Raw genomic sequence first — 6,706 nt, 5'->3', positions numbered from 1 at the left:
TGGAGCACCTCAAAAACACCATCATACACTAAATCAGTAAGTTGGCAGCATCACCCGTCAGTTTTAAAACACCAACCCGGCATGAGATCGCGTATCCGATGATTGATTCCACCTAGCTTGCACAGAATGTATCAACGCCAGGATTGTTAGCCGTTACGGCTTTTATCACTGGCGCTGACAAATACTCCTTTTCTAATTTTACTGAACCGGTGCAGACACGCAGGCAAACAGGCCAACACCGATGCAATGCTAGTTACAGACAATAAAAATGGAATGACGAATCGGTCAGGAAAGGACGATAGTCCGCTGGCTGACCAGAGGGTGTCAGCAGAAAGATGAGCGGGAGTGTCGCCAGCACCAGGGACAGGGCTGATTTCCACAATACCAGCGCCGGCATTTCGCACATTGCCAGCGTACTGGTATTACAAACACGTTTCATGCTGCTGCTCCTCGTGACTCCTCGATTCGCTGTTGCATCCACTGCTCCACTTCGCTTTTGTACCAGCGGCTGCTGCGCCCCAGCTTGATGGGTTTAGGAAAATGCCCTTCACTGATCAGCCTGTAAAACCATTTATCGGTCATGCCGGTGAAACTGGTGATGTAGTTCATGTCAATCAGGGGATCGTCGGCACGCAGCAATACGCTGTCGTGGCTTGTTGTGGTCAACATGGTCAGAATGTCCTCAGTGAGATTTATGAAGAATGGGGTAATACGGGGAATGGGATGGCGTGCTACTTTCAGCACTGCCAACCGGGATTGCCGGCGAGGTAACGGGCTTCCGGATCGCGCACACCACGACGATCGCGGGCGAAATCACTGAACGCCCATATCAGCTCTTTGAGGATGTCTTCGCAGTCCGGTGAACGACTGTCCAGCACCACATCCCGTGTTATCTGCTTCTGGTACGGTGCCGCTTCACCCGGTGACGCGAAGCCCAGTACGTTGCTCCAGGCATCCAGAATCAGCCGGTCCAGTTCGGGGCCGTCGAAATACTCCTGTCTGACGCACAGCACCACGTGGTATTCCGGCTTTTCAGGATGACGGGTCAGGAGCCAGCAGAGGTCGCGCCCGGGTGTTGCATTCATCAGCGCACTGGCGGTTTCAATAAAATCCATGCCTAACCAGGTCTTTCTGCTGTTGAAGGTAGTGTCATATTCACATGGCAGACGAAGCAGGATCCGCCGTACCCGGGAGCCGGACTGCTCACGCAGCGCACGCTCAAGAACGCCGATGACTTTGCTCTGATAAGATGGCCAGAAGGGGGCAAGGCTATCGTCGAAATAAGGAATAGCATTCATAAGATATGCTCCGTTATGCGCAGCCCACAACGCGTCCTGCCCGTGAATGAGCTGACGTGTTATGGTTTGCGGATGGGGTTGATGGAATACGTGAAGAACCGAAACAGAACGGGAAGATCAGGTCACCGACAAGGGGCGAACACCGGATACAGGTTCAGGATGAATGATCTCCGTTGACTTCGGTTCACATCATTAATCAAGGCGGTAAGTTTTTACCGACGGAGTGTTTCCAGGAGTGGAGGCTCAGGCCTTAAGCTTCAGAAGTGAGGCTTACGAGGACGCCCTGCAGCAGGACGTTCAGGAACTTCATTGCAGCCGTAGGCACACAGCCCGTCTTTTTGTTCTTCTTTTGCCAGATAATGCAGGGCACCGCGAATATTATCGATGCTTTCAGGATCGTTGTGGCGCACAGGAATATTGATGTTGTATGTATAATGCGACTGATATGTACAGCGGTGTGCCGAACCGCTGTTATGCGTAATAGACCGCCAGCATTCCGTAATCCGCTCCGCAAAGGGATATATTTTTTTAACCCTTTGACGATCGATCCAGAAAACCGCATGCGCATGAAAACCATGATCAGCCGTCCATTCAATCACCCAGAAGAAGCCAACGATATTTTCAAATTGTTCCACCTGCTCCAGCAGCATACGCAACTGCAATTCAAGCCAGCGATGATCAGGTTGTAAGAAATCAGGCGTATCTTTCCTGTAGAAGAAATCCATGCGTAAGGCCCGCAGGCAGGAATAGCGTGCCATCATTTGATTGATGTGATTGTCAAGTAAAGCGGTAAAAAACCAGTTTGGTGTGTAAGATTTAGGCATGTTGATGACTCCTGAAAGTTAATGATGTTTTAAGCTCTGTGAGCGAATTAATGCTTTCGCTCATAATCAGATCTAAAACGGTAATAACTTACAGATGGTATTTATCAGGCATGCTGTAGCAGAATGGATACGACGGATTATTAACGATACGCAGCATTATGCAGAAAGAAATGGATTATCTGATGATATTAGCTAAAGAGATGAGATAAACGAGATGCGAATAAAAGACAGAATCAATAAAACATCACGAAATACTGCAAAACACGCGATAAAAACCCACGACCAGGAGTTCAAGATACATATTACGATCAATAACATCATAAACTACAAACTTAGACTGGCCCCCTGAATCTCCAGACAACCAATATCACTTAAATAAGTGATAGTCTTAAAACTAGTTTTTAGACTAGTCATTGGAGAGCAGATGATTGATGTCTTAGGACCGAAGAAACGCAGACGGCGTACTACACAGGAAAAGATCGCTATTGTTCAGCAGAGCTTTGAACCGGGAATGACGGTCTCCCTTGTTGCCCGGGGATGGGGAATAAGCTTAGTCAGCCGTTGTCTCCGGGTGTCGCGTGCGCAGTTGCACGTCATTCTCAGACGAACCGATGACTGGAAAGATGGTCGCCGCAGCCGTCACTCAGATGATACGGATGTGCTTCTCCGTATACACCATGTTATCGGAGAGCTGCCCACGTATGGTTATCGTCGGGTATGGGCGCTGCTTCGCAGACAGGCCGAACTTGATGGTATGCCTGCTATCAATGCCAAACGTGTTTACCGGATCATGCGCCAGAATGCGCTGTTGCTTGAGCGAAAAACCGCTGTACCGCCATCGAAACGGGCACATACTGGCAAAGTGGCCGTGAAAGAAAGCAATCAACGATGGTGCTCTGACGGGTTCGAGTTCCGCTGTGATAACGGAGAAAAACTGCGAGTCACGTTCGCGCTGGACTGCTGTGGCCGTGAGGCACTGCACTGGGCGGTCACTACGGGCGGCTTCGACAGTGAAACAGTACAGGACGTCATGCTGGGAGCGGTGGAACGCCGCTTCGGCAGCGAGCTTCCGACATCTCCAGTGGAGTGGCTGACGGATAATGGTTCATGCTACCGGGCTAATGAAACACGCCAGTTCGCCCGGATGTTGGGACTTGAACCGAAGAACACGGCGGTGCGGAGTCCGGAGAGTAACGGCATAGCAGAGAGCTTCGTGAAAACGATAAAGCGTGATTACATCAGTATCATGCCCAAACCAGACGGGTTAACGGCAGCAAAGAACCTTGCAGAGGCGTTCGAGCATTATAACGAATGGCATCCGCATAGTGCACTGGGTTATCGCTCGCCACGGGAATATCTACGGCAGCGGGCCAGTAATGGGTTAAGTGATAACAGGTGTCTGGAAATATAGGGGCAAATCCAATGGCGCAGATACGCTTGCGGATCGATACCATTCAGACAGCAGGTCCGTTCACTACCGTAATCACTGCCGAAAAACACATTGATTGCCCCTCAATAATCCTGCCGTCAACGTCAAAATTGCTGGTCGGGTTCGACTTATTTAATTGTGTAAACAGGGCCTCTCAGCGAAAGGCCCTTATGCATCACCTGATGTTAAAAGTCACTACATCCAAGATGACGTTCAATGGCACCATGCGATTCAATGTAAGCTTGGGCCGTCTGTTCCAGTACACCAGGCTCAGCGTTATATGTGTTAGCTGCATCAAATACCAACGACAGCACTTCAGGATACACAACCAGATGTGTAACTGAGTTATCTTCGTCCAATACTTTTCCCCACGCCTGCTCAATCAGATTTCTGAGAACCACCACCTCACGACTCTTACACCAGACATCGTTATTAAGTAGCAGTACCATAAGATAAGGAGTGGTATCGTTAGCCACAGCTTCCCTACTCCAGAGATAATATAAAGGGGCGGGCTCAACAGATTTATCTTTACGTCGCTTGCACTGCAAATATTCAGAAATTAGTCTATGCAGTTCACCAGTAAAATCAGCCATCAGAGAGGGAATTGCCTTATTCATACCTGGGCAAGGTATTAATTTAAATTGTAATAATTTAATTTTAGGATGTGTAGCTGCAGCCCGATACAGAGTTGCAAGGACACACTTTTGCCAGAGGACGTTACAGGAAAGCTTAATGTTTGATTCTGTATACATAATAAATCACCTTACAGTTACAATAGGTCAAAAACCGCTGTAGCCAAAGTTACGCTGACCTGATGCTTTAGTGTCGAGCTTCGTCAGATAATCCAGACGTGCCAATAAGCGCTGATACTGCTCAGGGAAATCAGGATCGTTAATATCCAGGATGTAACGTCCATTAGCAGGGAAATGAACTAGTCCCTGGTGATCTTCCAGTTCTAACCCTAAGGCACTGTACCAGGCTCCGGTAATTAACCCTCTCAGGGTGTCAGAGCGCTCATAGTCTCCCAGGTGGTAATAGGCGTCTTTGTTAAAAAAAAGGCAGACGTGATAATGACATTTAAAGGACTGCGTATATTCTTTCGCCCAGATAATACAAACCGACGTTGCGTAGGTGCGTTTGCCTTGTTGTTTTTTACGGTGTTGATCTGCATTAATTTTCGCATTCAGCGAGTTACGGAAACGAGATATCTCTCCGGGACTCAGGTTAGGAAAACAGGTAATGGTATCCCCGTTGTCAATCACGGGAGGATAATGGAGATCCACCCGTATTGCCGTTATTCTGGGATGTTTCTGGAAGAGGTTATTCACCTGGTTTCTTATTTTTAACCCGTGAGCCTCATGACATTCACCGTAAAGAGTTTCAATCGTAATCATGTTAATATTCCTTTTGCTTTCAGGGATAAGCTAATAGTTAACCTACCCAATACACAACAGAAGCAGATATTAATATTCGTATCAGTAGTTCCCAGAGGGATATATAACCCTCTGGGCGTCAATTAAGAAAAACGCTACTGCCTATTGTTACATTAGAGAACAGGATGATGTTACACAGTTACATTAGAACGTACTAAAACATTAAACAGAGTTATGATCTACACACAACTAATTATTTGGTATCAGAATACCATTAGCTCTATTAGTACATCATATCCATCATTACACATATACCAGATACTATACATCACAGATATAACATATATTACCTATCCAACGCACATGCATTTATAACTCCATTGCCAATAGCTACAAGGACTATAAAATATTACTCTGCAGTTAGATCAACAATACCTTTATCCCAGTGTCTTTTTACAGTGGATAAACTGATGCTTAATTTTCTGGCTGTTTGTGACTGACTGAACCCCTGCAATTTCAACTGTCTGATATTTTTACTATGAATACTCCCTTCTTTCCTTCCTGGTTTTCTTTTAATTTTCCGGATACTGATGTCGGGAATTTTTCCTCTAATATCTGTAGGTAAAATCATCCCGGTGAGTACCACAGGAATATCATCACCATCCGGCAACTCTGATGACATAAAAAAGCAAATATTAATACCTTGTCTGATACTTAAAGATAAAACCTCCTGTATTTTTTCCGGCGTATTACCAAAACAAGTTAACGATTTAGTAATCAGAATATCACCCCTTTGCATATCCTGCGTCAGGAGTCGAACTAACCGTTTTCTGTCTGCCAGAGTATAATCCGGGCGACCCAATTCGCCTGTTAACTGCAATAGTGGTTCTTTAAAATATCTCTGAATCATGGATTTTAAGCGATTAAGTTTTGACCATTTTTCAGAGTCTATGTATGCAAAACTCGCCATAATGCCTCAAACTGGTATCATGAATTAATTATTGAACCTGTTTTTTCCTGAGTCGCATTACTCTTTTCTAAGGGAGACTCTCCAGATACATCGGAAAAGTACTCGATAAAAGAGTTGGCCACTCCCGGGTAATGATTGCTCTCTTTAACCTCAGAAAGCGGTTTCTGTTCATCATTTACACCACGATTTCTGGGTTATGAATAAATCTACGCGGGCCATAATCATTCATCTTCAAATGGGTTAATAATAATAACATCTCCACCTGTTCTGGAACTTTGTGAAACTTCCTCTGTTCTCAGAACAGGCACTATTACAGCCTTATTATTGATATAAAAAATCGGAATATGAAAAGTACAAAATCCTGTACTACGAATCTGATGTCGCCTCACTGTTTCTTTCGTACCATACTCAATCAACTCATCTATCTGCAGGCAAACTGAATTGCAAAAGTCAAAAAAATAATCCCCAAAAACACTGGTTTTAATCAGAATGGTTTTATAAAACCCTCCTGCACGATTTAGGGTATGGGAAACTTTTCTGTTCGTGTAAATACAAATTGCCTTCTCAACTTTATAATATTCCAGCATTAAGGTCGCATTCTCTTTAATTCCCTTTTTCTCTGCAACTCCCATAGCATTTCTGGTGCTTTCATGAGGAAATATCTTTCTATCGAGAACATCATATTCATATTTGATATGCGATTTATAAATGCTATGAAAAAACTCTCCTTTTGTTATTTCAGGCTTTGTCCGTTGCACAAATGGTTCCTCATTAAAAAACTGACGTAGCTTATCCTCTATATCAGTTATAGC

General features: G+C 45.1%; 9 protein-coding genes and 1 pseudogene. 1 reads left to right on the top strand and 9 read right to left on the bottom strand.

Annotated features, from left to right (window positions below):
* Positions 1-253 precede the first annotated feature (253 nt).
* The 4 genes from HEN33_RS23790 to HEN33_RS23775 all read right to left on the bottom strand — a co-directional run bounded on the left by HEN33_RS23790 (position 254) and on the right by HEN33_RS23775 (position 2,122).
* A complete protein-coding gene (locus HEN33_RS23790) occupies positions 254-439 on the bottom strand; it encodes a hypothetical protein (protein ID WP_000831962.1) in 186 nt (61 codons plus the stop codon).
* Positions 436-669, bottom strand: coding sequence for a helix-turn-helix transcriptional regulator (locus HEN33_RS23785; RefSeq protein ID WP_000958494.1), 234 nt, complete (start codon positions 667-669; stop codon positions 436-438). Before HEN33_RS23785 ends, HEN33_RS23790 begins: the two co-directional genes overlap by 4 nt.
* A 68-nt stretch (positions 670-737) precedes the next feature.
* Positions 738-1,298, bottom strand: a complete 561-nt coding sequence (locus HEN33_RS23780; RefSeq protein ID WP_000991573.1) for a hypothetical protein — start codon at positions 1,296-1,298, stop codon at positions 738-740.
* Positions 1,299-1,555: 257 nt separating this feature from the next.
* Positions 1,556-2,122 carry a YagK/YfjJ domain-containing protein gene (locus HEN33_RS23775; protein ID WP_001126808.1) on the bottom strand — a complete coding sequence of 189 codons (567 nt, stop codon included), beginning with the start codon at positions 2,120-2,122 and terminating at the stop codon, positions 1,556-1,558.
* Between the two features lie 424 nt (positions 2,123-2,546).
* Between HEN33_RS23775 and HEN33_RS23770 the strand changes: the two genes are divergently transcribed.
* Positions 2,547-3,533 carry an IS3 family transposase gene (locus tag HEN33_RS23770; RefSeq protein WP_001300102.1) on the top strand — a complete coding sequence of 329 codons (987 nt, stop codon included), beginning with the start codon at positions 2,547-2,549 and terminating at the stop codon, positions 3,531-3,533.
* A gap of 11 nt (positions 3,534-3,544) precedes the next feature.
* Here HEN33_RS23770 and HEN33_RS27175 read toward each other — a convergent pair.
* The 5 genes and pseudogenes from HEN33_RS27175 to HEN33_RS23745 all read right to left on the bottom strand — a co-directional run.
* Positions 3,545-3,622 (bottom strand): annotated as a pseudogene (locus tag HEN33_RS27175) (hypothetical protein); the annotation flags it as partial.
* Between the two features lie 114 nt (positions 3,623-3,736).
* Positions 3,737-4,303: a YagK/YfjJ domain-containing protein gene (locus HEN33_RS23760; RefSeq protein ID WP_000287889.1), complete on the bottom strand. Its 567-nt coding sequence runs from the start codon at positions 4,301-4,303 to the stop codon at positions 3,737-3,739.
* 27 nt (positions 4,304-4,330) lie between these two features.
* A complete protein-coding gene (locus HEN33_RS23755) occupies positions 4,331-4,945 on the bottom strand; it encodes an inovirus Gp2 family protein (protein ID WP_000628304.1) in 615 nt (204 codons plus the stop codon).
* A gap of 388 nt (positions 4,946-5,333) precedes the next feature.
* Positions 5,334-5,894 (bottom strand): hypothetical protein, encoded by a 561-nt coding sequence (locus HEN33_RS23750; protein ID WP_000135717.1) that lies wholly within the window; start codon positions 5,892-5,894, stop codon positions 5,334-5,336.
* Between the two features lie 221 nt (positions 5,895-6,115).
* Positions 6,116-6,706 (bottom strand): hypothetical protein (locus HEN33_RS23745; RefSeq protein WP_168995829.1); only part of this gene is annotated, 591 nt, incomplete at its 5' end.

The organism is Escherichia sp. 94.0001 (assembly GCF_013369155.2).
Lineage (GTDB): Bacteria > Pseudomonadota > Gammaproteobacteria > Enterobacterales > Enterobacteriaceae > Escherichia > Escherichia coli_F.
Note: the sequence above shows the minus strand (reverse complement) of the source record. Positions and strands in the feature narration are given on the sequence as shown.

What these genes read in the sequence shown, in the direction of transcription:
- HEN33_RS23790 (WP_000831962.1), bottom strand. Translation starts at nt 439, where the DNA reads ATGAAACGTGTTTGTAATACCAGTACGCTGGCAATGTGCGAAATGCCG.
- HEN33_RS23785 (WP_000958494.1), bottom strand. Translation starts at nt 669, where the DNA reads ATGTTGACCACAACAAGCCACGACAGCGTATTGCTGCGTGCCGACGAT.
- HEN33_RS23780 (WP_000991573.1), bottom strand. Translation starts at nt 1,298, where the DNA reads ATGAATGCTATTCCTTATTTCGACGATAGCCTTGCCCCCTTCTGGCCA.
- HEN33_RS23775 (WP_001126808.1), bottom strand. Translation starts at nt 2,122, where the DNA reads ATGCCTAAATCTTACACACCAAACTGGTTTTTTACCGCTTTACTTGAC.
- HEN33_RS23770 (WP_001300102.1), top strand. Translation starts at nt 2,547, where the DNA reads ATGATTGATGTCTTAGGACCGAAGAAACGCAGACGGCGTACTACACAG.
- HEN33_RS23760 (WP_000287889.1), bottom strand. Translation starts at nt 4,303, where the DNA reads ATGTATACAGAATCAAACATTAAGCTTTCCTGTAACGTCCTCTGGCAA.
- HEN33_RS23755 (WP_000628304.1), bottom strand. Translation starts at nt 4,945, where the DNA reads ATGATTACGATTGAAACTCTTTACGGTGAATGTCATGAGGCTCACGGG.
- HEN33_RS23750 (WP_000135717.1), bottom strand. Translation starts at nt 5,894, where the DNA reads ATGGCGAGTTTTGCATACATAGACTCTGAAAAATGGTCAAAACTTAAT.